The organism is Streptomyces sp. NPDC001348, from assembly GCF_053597535.1.
Genome location: NZ_JBSFIK010000015.1, coordinates 1 through 20,697, shown reverse-complemented (window position 1 = coordinate 20,697; position 20,697 = coordinate 1). Strand labels below are relative to the sequence as shown.

The 20,697-nt window shown below is 65.1% G+C and carries 16 protein-coding genes and 4 pseudogenes; 12 read left to right on the top strand and 8 right to left on the bottom strand.

The window, feature by feature from the left end:
- Window positions 1-14 precede the first annotated feature (14 nt).
- Window positions 15-1,517 carry a hypothetical protein gene (locus ACWC21_RS17700; RefSeq protein ID WP_450882721.1) on the bottom strand — a complete coding sequence of 501 codons (1,503 nt, stop codon included), beginning with the start codon at window positions 1,515-1,517 and terminating at the stop codon, window positions 15-17.
- Window positions 1,518-1,750: 233 nt separating this feature from the next.
- On the opposite strand from ACWC21_RS17700, the gene ACWC21_RS17695 reads away from it, so the two are divergent.
- The 3 genes from ACWC21_RS17695 to ACWC21_RS17685 all read left to right on the top strand — a co-directional run bounded on the left by ACWC21_RS17695 (window position 1,751) and on the right by ACWC21_RS17685 (window position 3,614).
- A complete protein-coding gene (locus ACWC21_RS17695; protein ID WP_450882719.1) occupies window positions 1,751-2,578 on the top strand; it encodes a ZIP family metal transporter in 828 nt (275 codons plus the stop codon).
- Between the two features lie 334 nt (window positions 2,579-2,912).
- The gene (locus ACWC21_RS17690; protein ID WP_450882717.1) at window positions 2,913-3,290 is read left to right on the top strand and encodes a type II toxin-antitoxin system RelE/ParE family toxin; all 378 of its coding nucleotides are present in this window, start codon (window positions 2,913-2,915) and stop codon (window positions 3,288-3,290) included.
- Window positions 3,291-3,293: 3 nt separating this feature from the next.
- Window positions 3,294-3,614, top strand: a complete 321-nt coding sequence (locus tag ACWC21_RS17685) for a helix-turn-helix domain-containing protein (RefSeq protein WP_450882715.1) — start codon at window positions 3,294-3,296, stop codon at window positions 3,612-3,614.
- A gap of 385 nt (window positions 3,615-3,999) precedes the next feature.
- Here the strand turns inward: ACWC21_RS17685 and ACWC21_RS17680 are convergent, their stop codons facing one another.
- Both ACWC21_RS17680 and ACWC21_RS17675 read right to left on the bottom strand, forming a co-directional pair.
- Window positions 4,000-5,484: an APC family permease gene (locus tag ACWC21_RS17680; RefSeq protein ID WP_450882713.1), complete on the bottom strand. Its 1,485-nt coding sequence runs from the start codon at window positions 5,482-5,484 to the stop codon at window positions 4,000-4,002.
- An 87-nt stretch (window positions 5,485-5,571) separates the two neighbouring features.
- The gene (locus ACWC21_RS17675) at window positions 5,572-7,242 is read right to left on the bottom strand and encodes an amidohydrolase (RefSeq protein WP_450882711.1); all 1,671 of its coding nucleotides are present in this window, start codon (window positions 7,240-7,242) and stop codon (window positions 5,572-5,574) included.
- A gap of 199 nt (window positions 7,243-7,441) precedes the next feature.
- On the opposite strand from ACWC21_RS17675, the gene ACWC21_RS17670 reads away from it, so the two are divergent.
- A complete protein-coding gene (locus ACWC21_RS17670) occupies window positions 7,442-8,050 on the top strand; it encodes a TetR/AcrR family transcriptional regulator (protein ID WP_450882709.1) in 609 nt (202 codons plus the stop codon).
- A gap of 186 nt (window positions 8,051-8,236) precedes the next feature.
- On the opposite strand, the gene ACWC21_RS17665 is transcribed toward ACWC21_RS17670, so the two are convergent.
- Both ACWC21_RS17665 and ACWC21_RS17660 read right to left on the bottom strand, forming a co-directional pair.
- Window positions 8,237-8,455: a DUF397 domain-containing protein gene (locus tag ACWC21_RS17665; RefSeq protein ID WP_450882707.1), complete on the bottom strand. Its 219-nt coding sequence runs from the start codon at window positions 8,453-8,455 to the stop codon at window positions 8,237-8,239.
- Between the two features lie 8 nt (window positions 8,456-8,463).
- Window positions 8,464-9,315 (bottom strand): helix-turn-helix domain-containing protein, encoded by an 852-nt coding sequence (locus tag ACWC21_RS17660; RefSeq protein WP_450882705.1) that lies wholly within the window; start codon window positions 9,313-9,315, stop codon window positions 8,464-8,466.
- Window positions 9,316-9,522: 207 nt separating this feature from the next.
- On the opposite strand from ACWC21_RS17660, the gene ACWC21_RS17655 reads away from it, so the two are divergent.
- Window positions 9,523-9,936 carry an ATP-binding protein gene (locus ACWC21_RS17655; protein WP_450882703.1) on the top strand — a complete coding sequence of 138 codons (414 nt, stop codon included), beginning with the start codon at window positions 9,523-9,525 and terminating at the stop codon, window positions 9,934-9,936.
- Window positions 9,937-10,392: 456 nt separating this feature from the next.
- On the opposite strand, the gene ACWC21_RS17650 is transcribed toward ACWC21_RS17655, so the two are convergent.
- Window positions 10,393-10,674: a hypothetical protein gene (locus tag ACWC21_RS17650; RefSeq protein ID WP_450882702.1), complete on the bottom strand. Its 282-nt coding sequence runs from the start codon at window positions 10,672-10,674 to the stop codon at window positions 10,393-10,395.
- A gap of 783 nt (window positions 10,675-11,457) precedes the next feature.
- Here ACWC21_RS17650 and ACWC21_RS17645 point away from each other — a divergent pair.
- From ACWC21_RS17645 to ACWC21_RS17625, 5 genes and pseudogenes are all read left to right on the top strand, one after another.
- Window positions 11,458-11,697, top strand: a pseudogene (locus ACWC21_RS17645) (DUF1156 domain-containing protein); the annotation flags it as partial.
- A 60-nt stretch (window positions 11,698-11,757) separates the two neighbouring features.
- On the top strand, window positions 11,758-13,449 hold the full coding sequence (locus ACWC21_RS17640) for a hypothetical protein (RefSeq protein WP_450882985.1): 1,692 nt from the start codon (window positions 11,758-11,760) through the stop codon (window positions 13,447-13,449).
- Between the two features lie 105 nt (window positions 13,450-13,554).
- Window positions 13,555-14,823: a hypothetical protein gene (locus ACWC21_RS17635; RefSeq protein ID WP_450882700.1), complete on the top strand. Its 1,269-nt coding sequence runs from the start codon at window positions 13,555-13,557 to the stop codon at window positions 14,821-14,823.
- A 3-nt stretch (window positions 14,824-14,826) separates the two neighbouring features.
- Window positions 14,827-16,785, top strand: a complete 1,959-nt coding sequence (locus ACWC21_RS17630) for an SNF2-related protein (RefSeq protein WP_450882698.1) — start codon at window positions 14,827-14,829, stop codon at window positions 16,783-16,785.
- A gap of 92 nt (window positions 16,786-16,877) precedes the next feature.
- Complete coding sequence (locus tag ACWC21_RS17625) at window positions 16,878-17,750, top strand: DUF3883 domain-containing protein (RefSeq protein ID WP_450882696.1); 873 nt, start codon at window positions 16,878-16,880, stop codon at window positions 17,748-17,750.
- Window positions 17,751-17,783: 33 nt separating this feature from the next.
- Here the strand turns inward: ACWC21_RS17625 and ACWC21_RS17620 are convergent.
- Window positions 17,784-18,178 (bottom strand): annotated as a pseudogene (locus tag ACWC21_RS17620) (ISAzo13-like element transposase-related protein); the annotation flags it as partial.
- A gap of 52 nt (window positions 18,179-18,230) precedes the next feature.
- Between ACWC21_RS17620 and ACWC21_RS17615 the strand changes: the two are divergent.
- Window positions 18,231-19,141: pseudogene (locus ACWC21_RS17615) on the top strand (tyrosine-type recombinase/integrase); the annotation flags it as partial.
- Between the two features lie 149 nt (window positions 19,142-19,290).
- On the opposite strand, the gene ACWC21_RS17610 reads toward ACWC21_RS17615, so the two are convergent.
- Window positions 19,291-19,746 carry a GNAT family N-acetyltransferase gene (locus ACWC21_RS17610; RefSeq protein ID WP_450882694.1) on the bottom strand — a complete coding sequence of 152 codons (456 nt, stop codon included), beginning with the start codon at window positions 19,744-19,746 and terminating at the stop codon, window positions 19,291-19,293.
- A 532-nt stretch (window positions 19,747-20,278) separates the two neighbouring features.
- Here ACWC21_RS17610 and ACWC21_RS17605 point away from each other — a divergent pair.
- Window positions 20,279-20,697, top strand: a pseudogene (locus ACWC21_RS17605) (aminoglycoside phosphotransferase family protein); the annotation flags it as partial.

Here is a 20,697-nt window from a genome sequence, read left to right as displayed (position 1 = left end):
GCCGACGCGTCGCTTCACCCGGTGGTGCCGTGGGGCAGACCGGCGCGGTCGAGCAGCTCGTGGAGGCGTTCGGCGGACAGGCTCGGGTTGGCCGCAGCTCCTTCCGCGGTCTCAGGGTCGTCCAGGAGCGTCTCGACCAGGGCGAGAGGCAGCAGCGGGTTGCCTGCGGCGACCCGACGCACGCCGGCGTCCGGGTCGGTGAGCAGGTGGATGGGCGGCCGGTCCAGCGTGGGATCGGCGGCGGCCAGTCCGCGCACCTCCGGATTCTCGTGGTTGAGGAGATGCCCCAGCCCGGTGCGCGGCAGACGGGGCAGCGTCAGCAGATACGGACGCTGCCGCGGAGCGGCGACGAAGGCGTCGAGTACGGTTCCGGGCGGCGCGAGCGGGTGGTTGAAGGCGAGCAGGTGGCGCACCTGCGGATCGGGGTCGTCGGCCAGACGACGCACCAGTTCCCACGGCAGCCCGGGACAGGTGGCGGCGACCCGGCGGAGTAGCGGATGCGTGGATACGGCGCACGCGCTGTACCAGTCGGTGTCCGGCTCCAGGTACATCTCGCCAACCGGCCCGATGTCCTCGGCGGTGCGCCCGAAGACCCGGTCGAGGGCCGCACGCTGGTCCCAGGTGCGTGGCAGAGGGTGCACCAGTGCCCGTGTCCGCACGGTGTCGTCCGGATCGGCGGCGAGCTCCTCCAGCAACAGGGGATCGATGTCGGCCCGGCCGGCCACGCGCTCACGCACACGGGGATCGGAATGTCGTGCCAGGCGGGCGACGACATCAGCGGGCGTGTAGCGGTTGTGCGCCAGGGCCCACAGGTCCCGCCCCTCGGCGAGGCAGGCTTCGGCCACGGTGTGTGAGACGGCGTAGTTGACGAGCAGGAGCGACCGCTGATGGCAGTCGTTTTCCGGCAGCTCGGCCTCCATGGCCTCGGCATCCAGAACCCGGCTCTCCCTGCGCGCGGCTTCGCGTACGGCGGGTTCCGGATCGGCCAGTAGGGCGTTGCGTTGCTCAGGGGTCAGCCAGTGCCACGGGCCGGCCCCCTGCACCCGTAGCCGGGGGTTCTTGTGAGCCCACATCCCACGGTGGAAGGACATGGGTATCTGCCCGGAGAACGCCAGCTCCTGGCTTATTTCGGCAGCCGTGACCGGCTGATCCCGGGCAGGGTCGTCCTGACTCGTCAACAGGGTCTCGATGACGTCGTCCGGGAGAGCTTCCACCGGCCCCAGCCGTGGGCGGGGACCGGACGCGAGGTCGGCGCGTACGAAAGCGTCGGGGTCGTCGAGCAGCCGGCTCCGCTGCTCCGGGCCGACGTGCCGATTGCGGGCGAAGGCCCGCCGGACCGACCGCTCCGGATGCGCGATCACCGCGTCGACCACGTCCGCGGGAAGAGAACGCTCCTGGCACAGCACTTTCCACGCCTCGGACGCGGCCGGGTGCAGCAGGCGCAGCAGGACGTCGGAAGGCGCGGCCGGGTTGGCGGCGACACCGCGAAGCCACGGCTCGGAGAGGGAGGAGGGCATCGAAGCATCGTGGCAGTGATCACCCGACCCTGTCGACGCACTTGGCAGTCCCGCGGACGCACGACGGACGCACGTAAGCGGCGGGGCCCGGTCGGCAGGAGCGCACGGAGCGCACGGAGCGCAAGGAATTCGCCAAGCTTTCTCAAAATCAACGACAGGCACCCATTAGGTAAGGCTTACCTCATCTAGCGTGGGGGTGTACTTCCTCGCTCATCCCGCTGGAGTCCCGCCGTATGTCCAGTTCCCAGGTAGCCCTGCTCGGCGCCATCGCAGGGTTCACCATCTACCTCGGCCTGCCCCTCGGCCGACTGCGCAACCCGAGCCCCCGGCTGCGCGCCGGCCTGAACGCCGTGGCCATCGGCATCCTGATCTTCCTGGTCTGGGACGTCCTGACCCACGCCTGGGAGCCGGTCGACGACGCGCTGGGCAAGCACGACTGGGGCACCGTGGCCTCCGGGGGCCTCACCCTCGCCGTCGGCCTCGGAGTCGGGCTGATGAGCCTGGTGTACTACGACGGCTGGATCGCCCGCCGCGCGGCCTCCGCGGCGCGGCCCGTCGGCCCCGGCGCCGCCGCCTCCGCCGAGCTGGCCCCCGGAGTCCGCAGCCAGGCCGGCTCGCTCGCGCTGATGATCGCCACCGGCATCGGCCTGCACAACTTCGCCGAGGGCCTGGCCATCGGCAACTCCGCCGCCCAGGGCGAACTCTCCCTCGCCGTACTCCTCATCATCGGCTTCGGCCTGCACAACGCCACCGAAGGGTTCGGCATCGTCGCCCCGCTGGCCGCCGAAGGCGAGCGCCCCTCATGGGCCACGCTGCTGCTGCTCGGCCTGATCGGCGGCGGCCCGACCTTCCTCGGCACCCTGGTCGGCCAGCACCTCGTCGACGACACCGTGTCGATCGCCTTCCTGGGCCTGGCCGCGGGGTCGATCCTCTATGTGGTCATCGAGCTGCTGGCCGTCGCCCGCAAGGCCGCGCTGAAGACCCTGACCACGTGGTGCGTCCTGCTGGGCCTCGTCCTCGGCTTCGCCACCGACGCCATCGTCACCGCCGCCGGGGCCTGAGCTCCCGCCCCGCCTGCCGGCGGCTGACCGCGAGACCGGTAGAGGATCCGTCCGGCTCCGCTGCGGCCCGCCGGTGGGCCGCTCGCGATCGAGGCGAGACCGTCGGGGTCACCGTCACCGCAGTACCAGGGGACGCCGTCGGCGAGCGGGTGCCCGTTCCGTGGACGCCCACTGCCGAAGAGTGCTCGCCCGCCGCATCCGGGCGCGGCCGCTCGTGGCCGGGCTCGCGACGGGCATCACCCTTTCGAAGTACACCCCGACACCGACCCGCGAAGCCCCCGCGCAGTATGCCAGCGTACTAGTATGGGTAGGTACTACGCGTTGGTGTGGTGGCATGGCTTGGCATCTTGAGATGACCGGGGAGGTACGAGAGTGGCTGCACGAACTGAGGAAAGCTGATCGAGCCACTGCGCGGTCGGTGGGACAGGCCGTCCAAGCGCTGGTCGATGAGGGGCCCGATCTGGGAAGGCCGCTGGTGGACCGTGTCAAGGGATCGACTCTGCACAACCTCAAGGAACTGCGACCCGGCTCGAACGGAACCAGTGAGATCCGGATCCTCTTCATCTTCGACCCCGAACGCAACGCCGTTCTGCTGGTGGCCGGAGACAAGGCGGGGCAATGGTCGGAGTGGTACCGCCGGTCGATTCCTCTGGCCGAGACGCGCTACGGGCAGTGGCTGGCTCACCTGGAACAACAGCGCGAAGGAGAGTGAGCAATGGACACGTTCCACTCCTGGGACGAGGTAAGGGACGAGATCTTCGACGAGGACGATCTCGACGAGATCAGGGCGGGCGCCCAGAGGCTGGTTGCGCAGGCGCGTGCCCACCGGCTGGCCGAGGTACGCCAGGAGCTCGGTCTCACCCAGAGCGAGGTTGCGGCGCGTATGCATGTCCGACAGGAGCGGGTGTCCGCCATCGAACGCGGTAAGGCCGTCTCGACGGAGGTCGGCACCGTGGCGGCATACGTCGCTGCGCTCGGCGGCAAGCTGGAGATCGTCGCGAACTTCGGTGGCACCCGCGTCGTCATCGCCCGGTGACCCCGCTCCCCGTAGATGGAGCTGCTCGCCCGGCGAGACGACATCGAGCGGGTGATCAGGTCTTCGATGTCCCGGATGGGCACCGGCTACCCGCCCGCTCAGGAGGGGGCTGCCCTCTCCAGGACGAGCGGCGATCATCGGTCGTCAGGCCACAGCCGGAAGGCGGTGAGCCCGGTCAGTGGCCGTACGACCCGGAAGTGGCGCCGGTCCAGGGGCAGCGGTCGCTCCTGCTGTGGATGGATCACTGCCGCCGGAGCGTCGGTGGGGGCGTACCCCCGGGCCTCTGGAGGCCCGCCGGTGGCGGCCGCGTCGCCCGGGATCGCTCCGGAGGGACGGGACCGCCACCGCGCTTTCGTGGCGGGCGGATTCCCTTTCGGAATCCGCGTCAGTCGACGTCCGTGGTGCCGAGCCTGGCGTAGACGTCCGGCCGGGCGCGGCGCAGGCGTAGGGCGAGAACCACGCCGACCAGGAAGACGGCCGGAGTGAGCGCGACCAGCGACCAGTTGACGGCCGGACCGGCGCCGGTGAACAGGTCCAGGCGCCGGCAGACCAGCACGGTGGCGGCGACGAGCAGGACGCCGGCCGCGGCCGGGGTGACCAGGGTGCGCAGAAAGCCCTCGCCGTGTGCGGCCGGGTTGCGGCGGAAGAACGCGACGACCGCGAAGCCCGCCAGCGCCTGCAGCACGAGGATGCCGACCACGCCGGGCGTGTTCACCCAGAGGAAGAACTGGGTGTACGGGTCGACACCGATCACCGCGAACACGGCGACGACGACCACGGCCAGCACACTCTGGCCGACACCGGCGACCCAGGGCGAGCCGTGCCGCGGGTGCACCCGGCCCAGGGCGTCGGGGAAGACGTGTTCGGCGGACAGGGCGTACACGTACCGGGTGATGGCGTTGTGGAAGGCGAGCAGCGCGGCCAGCAGGCTGGTGACGATCAGGACCCGCTGGACGTCGGTGGCCCAGCCGCCGACGTACCGGGTCATGGCGGTGAAGAACATCTCCGGCGGGTTCTTCGCGGCGACGCCGACGGCCTGGTGGCTGCCGAACGCCTGCACGATGACCCAGGTGATGAAGGCGTAGAAGAGGGCGAGGAAGCCGACGGCCAGGTAGGTGGCCCGGGGCACGGTGCGGTCGGGGTCGCGGGCCTCCTCGCGGTAGATGGCGGTGGCCTCGAAGCCGATGAAGGCCGCGGCGGCCAGGCCCAGGGGCCCGCTCATGCCGGAGGTGAAGACGTGGGACGGCGCGAAGGAGTCGAAGGTCAGCCCGCTCGCCCCGCCCTTGGCCAGCACCGCGACGGCGAGGAGCAGCAGGATGGCGGTCTCCGCGATCAGCAGGGCGGCCAGGACCTTGGCGCCGAGGTTGACGGAGCGGAAACCGAGGAACCAGACGACGGCGATCCCCGCGAGGGCGTACACCGTCCAGGGCAGATCGACGCCGAGAAGGTCGTCGACAGTACTGGCGGCGAAGAAGCCGAAGGCCCCGAACAGGCCGATCTGCAGGGCGTTGTACGAGAACACCGCGAGCAGGGCCGCCCCGAGTCCGGCCGGACGGCCCAGCCCCCGGGCGATGTACGAGTAGAAGGCGCCCGCGTTGCGGATGTACGGCGTCATGGCCGTGAATCCGACCGCGAAGAGGACCAGCAGCACGCCGACGGCGAGATAGGCGACCGGGGCGCCGATGCCGCCGAAGAGGATGGCCAGGGGCGCGACGGCGGCCATCACGGTGAGCGGGGCCGCCGCGGCCACGACGAAGAAGACGATGTCGGCGACGCCGAGGGTGCCGCGACGCAGCTGGGGGCCGGCCGCCACCTGCGGTGGCTGCTGCGGTGGCTGCTGGGGAGCGATGGGGACGAGGGGCTCGGTCATGGAGGTCTCCCGCGTGATGGGTGCGGTGGAGGGGTGAGCGAGTTGTCCCGGACACGCGGGCCGGTCGTGACGGCGACGGCGTAACGCCTATCGTCTCCGGGCGCGCGGGTCGTCGGGAGTGCCGTCGGCGGCGTGGGTGCGCCGGCCGGCGAGCCAGGTGCCCAGGACGGGCAGACGCGCGAGGGCTCCGGGGGCGGTCTCGACCGGATCGGCGGCGAGATGCACCAGGTCGGCGCGCGTACCGGGACGCAGCACGCCCCATTCCTTCTCCTCGAACGCCTGGTGGGCGCAGCCGGCGGAGTAGGCGGCCAGAGCGGTGGCGGTGTCGATCCGCTCCTCGGGAAGCCAGCCGCCCTCGGGGATCCCGTCGGGCGTCTGGCGGGTGACCGCGGTGGCGATGCCCCGCAGCGGTTCGTAGGCCGTGACCGGCCAGTCACTGCCGAAGGAGACCCGGGCACCGGAGGCGAGCAGGGCGGCGATCTGGTACTGCCGCCCGCCGCGCTCCGGCCCGATCCTCGGCAACGTCAGCTCGGTCATCAGGGGGTCGGGCTGCGCCCACAGCGGCTGGAGGTTGGCGATCACGCCCAGTTCGGCGAACCTCGGCAGGTCGGCGGGGTCGATCAGCTGGGCGTGGGCGATGACCGGCCGGCGGTCACCGGGCCCGTTGACGCGGACGGCGGCCTCGATGGCGTCCAGGGCGCTGCGGACACCGCCGTCGCCGATGGCGTGCACATGGGGGCGGAAGCCGAGCGCGTCGACGGCGACGACGGCCTCGGCGAGTTCCGCCGGCGACCAGTTGGCGATGCCGTGGGAGTGCGGGCAGTCGGTGTACGGCTCCAGCAGGGCGGCCGTCCCGGACTCGACGACCCCGTCCGCGAAGAACTTCACCGTACGGGCGGTCAGCAGCCCCGCCGCCTCGCTCTCGACCCGGTCCCGGTCGGCGGCGAACCGGGCGACCCGCTCACGCCAGCCGCCGGGCTCCGGGCCGGGCTCCAGAAGGAACCCCAGGTCGGCGCGGACGGGCAGTCCCGGCCCGGTGGTCGCCGCGGTGATCCACGCGTCGATGTGGTGCGGTTCGACCAGCGCGTCCTGCACCCAGGTCACCCCGGCCGCGGCGAAGAGGGCGGCGGCCTCCCGCAGGGCGGCCACGTGCGTCTCGGGGGAGGCCGGGGGCACGAGCGCGAGTACGGGGTTGAGCGCCCCGAACTCCCGCAGCGTGCCCAGCGGTTCGCCGGACGCGCCCCGGCGCAGGATCTCTCCGCCCGTCGGATCCGGGCTGTCGGCGGTGTACCCGGCCCGGCGCAGGGCCTCGCCGTTCACCCAGGCGGTGTGATGGTCCATGGTGCGCAGCACGACGGGCCGGTCGGGCACCGCGGCGTCCAGCCACCGCGCGTCGAAGCGGCCGTCGGGCGCGAGCCACGGATCGAACCCGTCCCCGGTGATCCACTCGGCCTCCGGGTGCGCGCCGGCCCAGCCCCGCACCGCCTCGACGATCTCCTCGACGCTCCCGCACTCCCGCACCGGAACACCCCGCAGGCCCAGCCCGCCCAGCACGGGGTGCACATGCCCGTCCCCGAAGGCCGGCAGCAGCGCCCCACCCGCCAGGTCGACCACGGTCGTACCCGGCCCCCGGACGGCGAGCGCGTCCGCACCCAGGGCGGTGATCCGCCCGTCGGTGACGGCGAGGGCGTCCTGAACAGGAGCGTCGGCCACCCCGGTCCGGACGGTGCCTCCGGTGAAGACGATGTCGGCGTGCATGCGTGTGGCCGTGCCCTTCCCTCAACCCGAACGCCTAACTGAATGCCATTCGGTTTCGAGTAATGTAGGCGCCACCCCGGCGACGGGGAAGAGTCTTACTGAAAGCCATTCGGTAACGTCTGGGTCACGGCGCCGCTAGGCATGCACCGCCAGGCGCCCGCGGACTGGCGGCATAGGACGCCTAGGACAAGGAGCCACTGTGGGACGGCCACGCACGCCTCTGCTGGACCGGCGGCGCATCGGCGCCGCGGCACTGCGACTGGCCGACGAGAAGGGCGCCCTCACCATCCCGGCCCTCGCCAAGGCCCTGGGCGTCGCCCCGTCCGCGCTGTACCACCACGTCTCCGGCCGCGACGAGATCATCTCCCTCATGCGCGAGGAGCTGGCCCTGACCACCAGCGGCGTCGAGGACTGGTCCCAGCCCTGGGAACAGACCCTGGAAAGCTGGGCCCGCTCCTACCTCTCCGCCTTCGCCGCCCACCCCGGCGCGGTCCCCCTCCTCGCCACCGGCACCGTCGCCGAGCCCTTCATGCACGCCATGTACGAGAAGGTCGCCGAACTCCTCCTCACCGCCGGCTTCGCCGAGGACCAGGTCATGCCGCTGATCACCGCCCTGGAGAGCTTCATCCTCGGCTCGGCCCTCGACCTGGTGGCACCGCCGGTGATGGTGTCGGAGGTGGCGCGGGAGACGGCTCCGCACTTGAGCGCGGTGCTTGAGCGGGCGGCTACTGGGCCTAGCCGGGCCGCTTATGCCTTTGACCTGGGGTTGCGGGCGCTGCTTGCTGGGTTTCGGGAGCTGCTTGCCTGATCGCCCGTTGCCGCGAATGCCTCCATGACACGGCCGACGAGCATCTCCTTAGGCGACAGGGCGTCACTGGACAGGGTGGTTGATCGAGGAGCCGGCCATGCTGGCCTTGCCGCAACCGCCGGTGGCGCCAGGCCTGTTGCGGGCGCTCGCCTACCAGTTGTCGACGACTCAGGGGTACGAGATGGATCAGCCTCGAAGCCCGGCCAAGTCCGTTGCGGTGGAGTGAGTCTTCAGAACCTCTACGAAGGTGGCGAAGGCTCCGGTGGGGAAGGAGAGGGTGGCCCTGGCCGGAGCCTTGGAGTCGCGTATGGATACGCGGGTGGGGGAGTTCGCGATCTCCACGCAGTCATTGCCGTCGCCGGGGCCCGAGTAGGACGACTTCCGCCAGCTGCTGGTGTCGGTCATTGGGCGCCTCACAGTTCCTTCGCCAGTCTGTGGATGAAGTCACGGGACTGGGCGGGTTCGAGTGATACAGCCTCCACTCTACGGAAGAGTGTTCGAAAGGCGGCCAGTTGGGCGTCCGCGTCGATGAATGCCGTGCCGTGCGGTGCGTCTCGAACTACCGTGTCGAGCTTGGGCACAGCGCCGCCCGCGTATTTCATCGTGCTGGTGGCTCCTGCGAAGCCGTCCAGATCGAACGGGATGACGCGCAGAGTGATGTGTTCCGCTTCGGAAAGCTCCAGGAGGCACGAAAGCTGAGCCCGTGAAGCGCCGCGGTCGCTGACTCTGATCCGCAGGGCTGTCTCGTGAATCACTGCTTCGTACGCGACCGGAGCGGGTCCTTCGAGGATCACCTTGCGCTGCAGGCGGTGACGAACACGCAACTCAAGGTCGTCTCGTGGCAGTTCAGGAACCCTGAAGGAGTAGACCGCGCGGGCGTAATCCTCCGTCTGAAGCAAGCCAGGGATGTACGGCAGCGCGACCTCTTGCAGGAAAGTGGCGTGGTGCTCCAACTCGGCGAGGTCGAGGAACGATGCGGGCAGCAGCTTCCGGTACTCCTCCCACCAGCCGCGCGTCCGGTCGGTTGCCATTGCTGCGAGGGCATCGATGAACGCGTTGTCCGTGCAGGCGTAGTGGGCCGCAAGCCGGCGCAGCCGTTGTTCGCTCACTCCCGCGAGTCCGGACTCGATCTGGCTCATCTGGACGGAACTGGCAGCGAGCAGACTCGCAGCCTCGGTCGCCTTAAGCCCCGCGGCCTCGCGCAGCCTCCGCAGTTCTGAGCCCAGGCGAACCTGACGAGCCGTGGGGTGCCGTCTCACTGGCACGGGCTTCCTTCTTCCTTCAACGGCCCTGACAGGGCGACCCATTCGGGGTCAGAATACGCGATCGGCTTGCACCGTCAGAAATTTATGACATACCGTCGGTGATGTAACGCACACGCTGCGGAAGCGCACCGCGCCGTCCTGCCACGACGCCTGCGGCAATGCCACCGCCTGCCTCGCCACCCCTCTCGAGCCGAATGGAGCTGACGCATGCCCGAAATCGTGGACGAGCCCTGGGAGTACTGCCTCTACATCCCCAACGACCCGCGCGCCGTCACCATCAGCCGCCGCACCCTCCGCCTCATCCTCACGATGCACGGCCTGATCCGCCTGGTCGACACCGCCGAACTCCTCGCGACTGAGCTGGTCTCCAACGCCGTACGCCACACCAAAGGGCCGGCCGCGCTGCGCCTGCGCTGGTCCGCGGGCGTGCTGCGGATCGGCGCCTGGGACGCCGACCCGGAGCCGCCGGAGCCGCCCGTGCCGCTGGAGCAGGTGGCCGAGGTGGAGGACGGGCGTGGGCTGGGGCTGGTACGGGCGTGCGCCGACCTGTGGGGGTGGCAGCCGCTGACGAGAGACGGCAATCGGGGGAAGGTCGTGTGGTGCGAGTTGGGTGCCGCCTGAGCCGCTCCAGCAATGGTTGACAGGCGTCTCCCGACCGCATGGGGCGTGTAGCGACCGAATAGCGTCGCCTGATGGCTCATGGCGGACAGCACGCTTCCGGCGAGACGGCGGTCGTTGGCGTCCTGGGCCAACCGGAGAGCCTGGAGGAAGTACGGCTGTGCCAGGCCGTGACGGCAGGCGTTGTATGACATACGTCCCGCCAAGAGGGTCGCCTCTGTCACGGTCGCGAGCAGGGCTCGCCCAGCCTGCTCGCTGTACTGCCTCGCAGGAGCGGCGTCACTTCGGTGTTGCGTTACTGCACGGCTGCGTGCCGAGCGTGGTCACATCCGAGCCGGTCGCCTAACTCGGCGACAGTCACAACTGAGTCACTTTCTTCATTGATCCCTCACATCTGACGCGGCAGTGTAGGTAGTTTCACCCCTCACGTATTTACTGCAAGGGGGGTCCCGTGAGCCACTACCAGCCGCAACCGCCGTTCCAGCCTCCGTCTGGACCGCCAGCCGTCCGCCCGGCACCCAGGTGGGCCCGCAAGCGCTTCGTACTGCCCGCCCTGGGGCTCGCGTTCGTTATCGGTGTGGGGAGCGCCGGCGCCGACAGCCAGAAGCCGAACGCGACGAAGACGGTGGCGGACCATAAGGCGCAGCCGGCGGCCACGGCCACGGTCACCGCGACAGCCACGGCGACGGAGACCGCGAAGCCGAAGCCCGCGCCGACAGTGACGAAGACGGTCAAGGTCAAGGTGAAGGTGACTGTCACCGCGCACGCCGCTGCCGCGAGGTCGGGAACGGGCGGGAGTTCGACGTCTGGCGTATCGTCGTCCAGCGGCGGGTCCAGTTCGTCGGGTGGCTCCAGTTCTGCGGGCGGCGGTGCGACGGCTCTGTGTAATGACGGCACTTACTCGTACGCCGCTCACCATCAGGGGGCCTGCTCACATCACGGTGGCGTGGCTGTCTTCTACCGGTAGCCGCCGTTTCAGGTTGGGCTCCAACTGGTGGTCTGAGTGCGGGACCGCCCGCCCCATTGCATCGGGGAGGCTGGTCCCGCGTCTCCGGGCCTCTGTACCCGCACGGTTTCTCCGGACGCAACGCGAAGACCCCGGCCTCAGCGTTTCCGGTGGTGACGGGATCTTTCGGCACCTCATGAGGGATACTCCGGCAGGCTTTCAACCTGCGCACACGGCTCCGGAGGGCCCTACCCCTCTGATGGGAAGTGCACGTCAGAGGGACGAGCGGGTCAGCTGACGTCTCGCTCGTCCACATATAGTCCACGCGCTGGCCTCGACGCTGCGTCCAATCCAGGGCCACTTGATTCGCCGTCGGTCACGCACCACCTAGGAGCTCGTAACATTGTGTGCCCAATCGTGCACCTAGCGCCACGAGGGCGGGCTGGGAAGCGGGACTAACGGGGTACACCTGCAGCCATGATCTCAGACCCGCTATCCTTGCGGCGGAGAGCGCTGTGCGACTCGGTCCGTGACGGCATCTGGAGGCTCCGTCAGGCAACGCTAAAAATTGGGGAACGATGACTCTCGACGTCGCAGCAGGAACCCAACTGAGGTTCACGGACTACCTTACAGATCTCTCTAATGTCCCAGAGGCGCGCGCGTCGCTAATTGAGTCGTGGTTCCCTGCCCGTGCACTCTCGCAAGTGGTTGCCAAAGATCGACGAGTCCGCGACTCCGCATACGCTGCTCACCGATGGTGGGCGCGCCGACCGCCGGCGCTGCTTCGCGCTCTCCTCCTGGCAACGGCTCTACCATCTGGGGTGAGCGAAGAGGAGTTCTGGGAGCGGTACGCGTCCGAAGACCCTCACCTCCGAGGCATGACTGTCTACGATCCCTTTATGGGAGGCGGATCCACGCTCGTTGAAGCTCAGAGGCTTGGCGCGTCCGTTATGGGATCGGATGTAGATCCCATGTCTGTTCGCATCGTCAAGGCCGAACTTGCCCCGGTCGACGGTAAGAAGCTGCGCCATTACGGCAAGCTACTTTTGGATCACCTTCGTGAAGAGCTTTCGTGGCTGTTTCCGTCTGGTCCAGAAGCAGTACCACTGCACTACTTTTCGATAGCTGAAGTGCAATGCCCAGCGTGTACGGAGACTGGTGCGCTCTACCGAAGCTTGGTCTTGGTGCGGGACCCCAAGAAGCTTGGAGCGGTAGTCCGAGACGATGCGCTTACGGTCTTTTGCCCTCTTTGCTGGAAGCTACACCATCTTGAGTCTGCTGATCGCAAGGTATTGCTGTGTTGTGATAAACGCTTCAAGATTTCTCAAGGAACGTATCGTTCCGGCGCGTATCACTGCCCGTCATGCCAAGTGGCGTCTACTCACCGCGATTTGAAGACAGGCATTGCGAGACGTCGCATTGTGGCTGTCGAGGAGACTAAAGCCAACGGCCGTCGAAATCTACGCATGCCGAGTAGTGCCGATGAGCGTATTCAACTCCAAGCGGCCAATGAATGGACGGTTCAACGCGATTCCTTGCCTCGCCCGAAGGGGGAGATCAAGGCTACGCGTTCCGATGAGCGACCCCGAAGCTATGGAATCAACGCATTCGAAGACCTATTCACGCATCGGCAGCTACTTGTTTTGGGTCATGCACTAAAGTGGCTTGAAGAGAACATCGACGACCAGGAATTTCGAGCTGCCCTGGAACTGGCGATTTCGAATGCCCTATCGACCAATAACAAGCTGTGTGGGTACGCCACAGACTATGGCCGGTTGTCGGCTCTCTTTTCCGTGCGAGGATACTCCCTTCCTGCACTAACGGTAGAGCTCAACCCTCTCCACGAGACCGGCGGACGTGGCACCATCGCTGCTTGCATTGAGCGTGTCGCTAAGTCAGATTCTGCAACGGTGCGGCGCCACGTGTGGGACACACATACCAGTCGGCCAGTACCGAATCTCTTCACCTTCTCACGTGGTTCCGGTTCATGCTGGGTAGGTCTAAAAAATGCTGCCTCAACCTCAGCGCCGGAAGCCGTAAAGATGGTCGATATCGCAGTATTCGACCCTCCCTATTTCGATTTCATCGCATACGATGAGCTGTCAGAATTTCACCGCGCTTGGTTCGGGGAGTTGGATCTCGCCGGTGAGCCTTTGTTGCCGAAGTCGGAGAACCCAGTTCACTCCTTCGGGATGAAGCTGGGGGAATCTTTGCGTGAGATGCTCAAGCGAGCGCGAAGCTCCAAGCCGTTTGTTTTCACCTATCATTCGGCCAACCCCGATGCCTGGGAAGCAGTAGGAGTGGCTTTGGACTCCGCTGACCTTGTCGTGACAAGGCTCTGGCCCGTGCGAAGTGATGGACACATGGGACATCACAGCAACCCCGGAAACTGCGAATGGGATGTCATCGTAGTCTGCCGGCCTAAGAGGAATACCATCGGGCATAAGCCCGAAGATACAGCCAGCGGGTGGGTATCAGACATGAAACCGCTGGATGTAAATGAGGCGGATGTTCGGAACTTCACCCACGCGCTGGAAATGGCGAAAACGCGCTTCGCGAAAGTTCTCTGAAGTCAGATTGCAACTTTGTCCGGGGGGGCCATGCGTAACTCGAGTGAACGCACCTACTACATCGATCAGCGTAAGAAGTCAGTTGCGCGTACCGTACGCATCTGGGTGCGGGGTGTCTGGCATGACTTTGCGGTATACAACGTACCTGTAGATGCGCTACTACTGAACGCCGATAATCGCCGCTTCCGAGCGGAGAAAATGTGGGCTCAGGAGCATCTAGGGCGAGAACTAGACCCTGAGAACAACGCTATCGACGAGCTCTCCATCGCCTCGCTCCTTCTGGACGTCTCACACAGAGTGGAGGGGGATAGGGTAGTTGGAAAGCCCAGCGGTGCTTATGAGGCTCTAAAAACCGACTGGATGCTTCGAAAGCAGGAGTCCCCCCTCTGGATTCGGCCAGACGGGACCGTCCGCAACGGCAATCGCCGGCTCTCAATGATAAAGAGGCTACAGAAACAGGTTGGTTCCTCTAGCCTCGAAGAGGTTGAGGCGATCATCCTTCCCGAAGCTCTGATCGATGAGCCGTCGTTGTTGGAGATGGAGCAGCGCGAACAGCTAACAGAAAACTTCAAGGTTCGGTACAACGATATCGACTACCTTCTCGCTCTCCGCGAAGCTGCCGTGATGAGGGACATCCAATGGCATGAGCGGGAAAGCATCGAAGACGTAGCCGGCCAACTTCAAAGCATGGTCGAGAAGTCGAAGCAAGTGGTCATCCGCGACTTGTTCGCGGTTAAGTATATGGACCTTTTCCTCGATGACTCGGAACAGCCGGGACAGTACCACCGTCTGTTGAAGACCCTGGAGCGCTTCCGAGACGTTGGCCGCATGATGATGCAGGTCGAAGTCCAGTACCCAATGGAAGCCGCCGAGATCCTGCAAACCCTTTTTGCCGCAATCCGCGCCAATAAGGGGCACTTGGACATCCGTCAGATCCGCGCGATGTTCAAGTCGGACAGGCCGCGGTTTGACAGGTTGGCAGCCAAGGTGGCAGAGGCTGAAGCCACTTGGGACACCACAGGCGGGCCGTCTCTATCGAACCCTCAGTCGCCCACTCTCTTCGACTTCGATGTTAGTGACGACGAAACCGACGCTGACGGGGAAGCAGAAGGACCTGGGCCTGACGTCGCCAACTACCCCAAGGAGGAAGTAAGCACCGCCATTGACCTGGCCATCGATGGTTTCTTGGCATCTCAACAAGACGACATTGCTCAAGTCCTGCAAGAGGTCTGGAACCGTCTTGAGGTGCTCACTGATCGAGCACGGCTAAGCATCGCATTGACAGGCGAAGATGGCTCGGAAGTTCGCCAGAGTCTAGCGAAAATCTTCGATTGGGTTGATGCCAACAGGCACCTTCTCGAGTCGGCGGAATAAAACATGACCGAGCGGAAAAAAGTCTCACTCGAATTTGTGAATGATGATGTCTTTGTTCACGGCGCCGCGCTAGCTGGTGACCGCAGGGCTCGCTTGTTCTTTCGTAGCATCCTCGGTGGCGCTATTAGCGATGGCGGCTACCTGTGTCCGCGTAGGCGGTTGGGCAAGTCAGATCTGGTTCTGAAGATCTATGACTGGCTTCTCGCCAACGGCTACGAAGCGGAAGGCGCTGGCGAGGTTGAGACAACGGTCAGTTCCGAGCTAGAGCGCCGGCTCAGTTTTGCGCGAACTAGGGAAGCTGCGCAAAAGCAGAAAGTAGGGGATGCTGAGTTCGACTTTTCGCGGGTCGACTCAGCGATGCAAAACTTTGGCTGGTCGGTTGACCGGAAGCTAAGACAACATCAGAGAGTGGGCGTGGCCCACGCTCTTACAGCAATCAATGTCGGCAATTTTTCAGTCCCTGGTGCCGGCAAGACGACAACCACCCTGGCTACGGCAGTTACCCACCTTCAAGCCGGCACAATTGATCTGATTGTTGTCGTCGGCCCCCTGGCGTGTTTCGATCCTTGGGAGAAAGAAACACAAGCTGCGGTCGGTTCATTGATCCGGGCTCGGAGAGTCCGAGGTACCGGACGTCAACGGCAATCCATTTACCAACAGACCAAGCCGAAAGATCTGCTACTGCTGAGCTATCCCACAGCAGCGGCAGACCAGTTGATGTTGCTTGACTTGTTCAAGCGCCATAGCGTCATGCTCATCGTCGACGAGTCACACCGAGTGAAGCGCTTCAGAGGTGGTGTTTGGGCGCCAGCTCTGGTTGAACTAGCAAAGCGAGCCACTGTGCGTATGGTGCTTTCGGGTACTCCGATGCCGCAGTCTGGCAAAGATCTCTACACACAACTCAATATTCTATGGCCGGACGGTCAGCTCACCGGCACCAGAGACGCCTTCGCAGCTCGCGTCGACAGCGATTTTGATGAAGTGGTTCGAAACGTAATGCCTTTCGTGTCCAGGACGCCGAAGGCTGCTCTGGGGCTTCCGCCGTATCAAATTCATCATCATTCGGCTGAACTTATCGGTACGCAAGCCGAGATCTATGAGCTGATCGAGAATCGGTTTCGGCAGAAAATTACGGACGCTGCCACATGGAAAGATAAGATCGATAGTCTCCGTCGTGGGCGCCCGATCCGGCTACTGCAGGCTGCTGCTAATCCGCTGACCTTTTCCTCCAAGGATTCCTACTTCCGGTTGCCTCGGATGGACGACTCCTCTCCCACCCTAATGGAGCGCCTCGCAGACTATGGGGGGTCCGGTGAACAGCCAGCGAAGTCACTGATCGCGATTGAGCTGATTAGATCTATCGCTGACCGAGGAGAAAAGGTCGTTTGTTGGAGCAACTTCGTGCCCAACTTGGATCATTTCCGAAGCCTTGTGAGTGACGCGCTGGGCATTCCCTGTTATCAGGTGGATGGGCGAGTGCCGGCGGGCCGCGATGCCCTGCACTCAGATGTCGATCTTGAAGCTGAAATGCCGGGAGAGGGTACCCGTGAGTCAGTGATCGAAAGGTTCCTGAACGAAGAGGGCCCCGCGGTTCTCATCACGAATCCTGCCTCATGTTCCGAATCGATCTCCCTGCATAGTTCCTGCCATAATGCAATCTATCTGGACCGGACTTATGACTGCGCTATGTTTTTGCAGTCTATCGATCGGATTCATCGGTTGGGTTTGCCTGTCAACGCAACCGTCAACGTTCACATCATCAGTTCTCTTATTAATGGGCGTGACACGGTTGATGCTCTCGTTGAACGTTCCCTGACTGTCAAGGCTCGGCGCATGCAGCGACTATTGGAGGGAGCTGAGCTAGTTCCAATTAATCTCTCGGAAGACCCAGCTGTGGATGCTGAAGGAACTGAGGATGACCTCGAAGCGTTGCTGCGCTACCTCCTGGGGCAGGGCAAGTGAGTTCACGCGACTGGGGTAATTGGCTGACTGCAGTGCGGGTTGATCGACTGCCTGTAGTGCTCTCCAATATTCGACGGTATCCACCTCCAGGCATGGATGTCCGAAAGGCTCACCTGCACCTCTGGCCTGATTGCGGCGGGCCAATGGATGAAGTTCCAGCACTCCTCGACATCCTGGTGCAAGTAGGTCTCGTAGAAACTGAAGAGACATGGCTTCGTCTCACGAAGGCTGGGCGCAAGGTAGCTACGCAGGATCATCGCGTGGGTGGCAAGTTTCTAGGCTTGGCTCTGATCCGATCCGGAGTCTTTGCGGCTCAAGCGAGTCGGCTTCTAGAGGTTTGCGGGGTAGGTGATGACCACTCGATGGTTTGCCCAGCAGAACTAGCCATCAAAGTCGCGCCCCAATTGATTGGTGTACTACGTCGTTTTGGGCAATCAGTTTCCCTGACTGATGAGTTGACAGTCGCCGCTGACTTGGCCACTGAAATTGGTGACGTTTGGTCGCTGCTCCCTCCACCTGTGAGACCTGAGGCAGATCACCGAAAAGACATGGGGAACAGGGGTGAGATTTTCAGCTATCGATATTGCCGAATTAACGCTGATGATCCCACGGCAGTGCGGTGGGTGGCGAGAGATGATGAGTCGCTTGGGTACGACATAGAAGACTCGAACTTTTCGCCGAAACGACGTATTGAAGTGAAAGCAAGCGCGGAGAAGATTGTTCGTTTTTTCCTCAGCCCCAACGAACTGGAAGTGGCTCGTAGGCTCGGGGATGATTACGAGGTGCATTTCTGGGGCGGTGTCTCAGTGAAGGCGTCAATCAAGGATGAATATGAAAGACTGGTAAAGGATGGTTACCCGCTGATATTCCGCGGCCTCGACGCCCTGCTGACGTCCGGGCGGCTAAATGCTGTGCCCACTCAATATCTAGTGACCGAATCAGATGATCGCAAGTCCGCAGTATAGCGTGGTGTTGTGCAATCCCGAGACTGGCACACAGACCCGGTGGCCCTGCCGGGTCAGCTCCCTGCCAGCTTCCGGGTCGACTTCGTCGTCCACCGCAGCGGCGACATCGGATCGCCCCGCTCGTCGGGCTCGACCAACGCAAGCAGCGCCGGCCGCAGCCCCGGATCAAGGTCCACAGCCTTCTTCCGGCCCCCACCAGGACGACGAACCCGTCCCAATAGGGCCTGACCAGAGTCCAGTTCAGCCGCTCCGCGCGAGACCGTGCCCTCCCGAACCCCGGCCGCGGCAGCGACGAGCCTGATCCCACCATGCCCCAGCGACAGCGCTTCCGCCCCTATGGCCAGCCGACGCTGACGCTCGTCCAGATGCGGCAACAACACCTGGAACTTCGCCGCCAGGACGGCCTCGATCCCCTCCGGTCTCCCCATACCAGAGCAACGAGTCCCAGAGCTGGAAGCCACGACTTGTTTCCCGGCAAGCCCTAAGGCCTCGCGCCCGCTATCGGACCTCGGTGATGCTGCGATCGGCCGGGCAGTCCTGGACTCCCTCAAGCTGAAGCTCGACGGGACTGCGGCAGCCGCGGAGACTGTCCGGCGCAAGCGTCGGACACTGGTCAACGCGCTGCACTACGCGGTGGACCTCGGGGAGTTCAAAGAGAACCGGATTACGTCCATCCGGTGGAAGAAGCCGAAAGTTGCCGGGGAGGTCGATCCCCGGGTGGTCGCCAATCCCGAGCAGGCTCGTTCACTGCTGACTGCCGTCTCGTACGTCGGTGGGTACAGCCGGGCGCGTGGCCGTCGACTCGTCGGCTGTTCGCCTGCATGTACTACGGTGCGCTACGTCCGGCTCAGGCCGTGGGCCTCACCAGCGCGGATCTGAAGTTGCCCGATGTCGGCTGGGGGACAGCACTGCTGAACCGGACGCGTCCCAGTGTCGGCAAGCAGTGGACCGACTCCGGCGAGACCCACGACGACCGAGGACTCAAGAACCGGCCGGCGGAGGAAGTCTGGCTCGTGCCGATCCCGCCTCAGCTCGTCACCATCCTCAGGCAGCACCTCGACACGTTCGGTACTGCCGAGGACGGGCGGCTGTTCACCAACGAGCGAGGGGGAGTGGTTGGCTCGTCCACGTACTACCGCGTTTGGCAGGAGGCTCGGACGCTCGGGCTCCAGCCGGCTGCCGTTGCCTCGCCGCTCGCTGCGCGGCCGTACGACCTCCGGCACTCGGCGCTGTCGACGTGGCTCAACTCCGGGGTGGACCCGACCGAGGTGGCCGAACGTGCGGGCAACAGTGTGGAGGTGCTGCTGAGCCGCTACGCCAAATGCATCGGTGGACGGCAGGAAATCGCCAACCGCAAGATCGAAGAATTGCTGCGCGAATACGAGTCATGAGCCACATAGTCATGAGCCCCTGGTCCGCGCGGGCCGGGGGCTTCGTCGTGTCCCGGTCTCAGGGCGTCGGCCGCTGATCGACTTTCAGAGCCCATCAGATTCTTGGTCAGGTAACCACCGGAAGACTGTCTGTGGTTTCCCGTGTGAGCTTACTGAGCGGGAAAGGTGAGCCGCAGAACGATCTCGCCGTCGTCGATCTCCCCGGTGGGCTCGAATCCGAACTTCTGGTAGAAGGGCCACGGGTCGCCGTCGCCGGGATCGTAGCTGGTCAGCAGCTCGGTGCCGCCGTCCGCGCGAACCGAAGCGGCAATTTGCGTGAGAGTCTCTCGGCCGATCCCTCGCCTCTGGTGCCGCTTGTCGATGAGGAGGCGCCAGATGAAGTGTCGCCCTTTGTAGGGACCAGCCAGCGGCTTCCACGACAGCATCACGAAGCCGACTGGCTCGTCGCCGATGTACACACCGCGGCACCAGGGATTGGCCTCCGGGCGCTGTGCCGCCTGCTTGAGCGACTTGGACACGGAGGCGACGAACTGCTTCTGCTTGCGTCGGACGCGAAGGGCACGAACGGCATCCCGGTTCTCGTCGGTGATCTCCCGCAGGTGCACGCCTGGTGGCCTCATGCCACACCCCTTCCTGCATGCGGCAGCTGCGCCGGCCGGGCCGACGTGAGGAGCCGCCGCCGTGCGGCAGTCAGTTCTGTGCACGCACCATCAAGGACGTCAGGTTGGACGTCCTCGCAGCGTATTCGGCGCCGCGCATCTGGAGCGGAACCGGCACGCCGGGCTGTGGCCGCTCCGAGTAGCTGCTGTGACCTGGGCAGACGCGCTCAGATCCTGTCCACGAATAGTCCACAGACCCCGGCATACGGCCGCCTTGGGCCGCATACGCCTGCACATACGCGAAGACCCCGCTCTCAGCGTTTCCGCTGGTGACGGGGTCTTTGGGCACCTCATACAGGGTGCCCCCGGCAGGATTCGAACCTGCGCACACGGCTCCGGAGGCCAGGGGAGACCGTTGCGCTTTTGGGGTGCTGACCTGCGGGGGAGGGGCGATCGCTATTGCTGCTGACGAAGATCATTACGCCCCTATTACGTGAGCGGCCTGTCGGGCGGTCGGTGTGGCCCGTATGGTCGAAGCATGATCTCGGGCAGCAGCGAGGGACCGGACGGCGGCGCGGAGTTCACGGCGGAAGGCCTGGACCCTGTTCTTCGGGAAGCATGCGCGACGGTCGAACTCGACTTTCGCGGCGCCGAGTTGGTCAGGCTGGGTTCGAACGCGGTCTACCGGCTGGCGTCCTTACCGGTCATCGTCCGCATCGCGCGTGATCGGGCGGTGCTCGCTGAGATGGAACGGGCCGTGAGCGTGGCTCGGTGGCTTGAGACGCAGGACTTCCCGGCCATGCGTGTGCCAGCGTCGGTCACCCAACCGCTCGTCGTCGGCGGCCTCGTGGTGACGTTCTGGGAGAGCGTCCAGGAGAACGAGGAGTACGGGACGGTCGGGGAGCTCGCGGATCTGCTCCGTCGCTTGCACTGGCTCGAAGAACCCGAGTCTCTGCA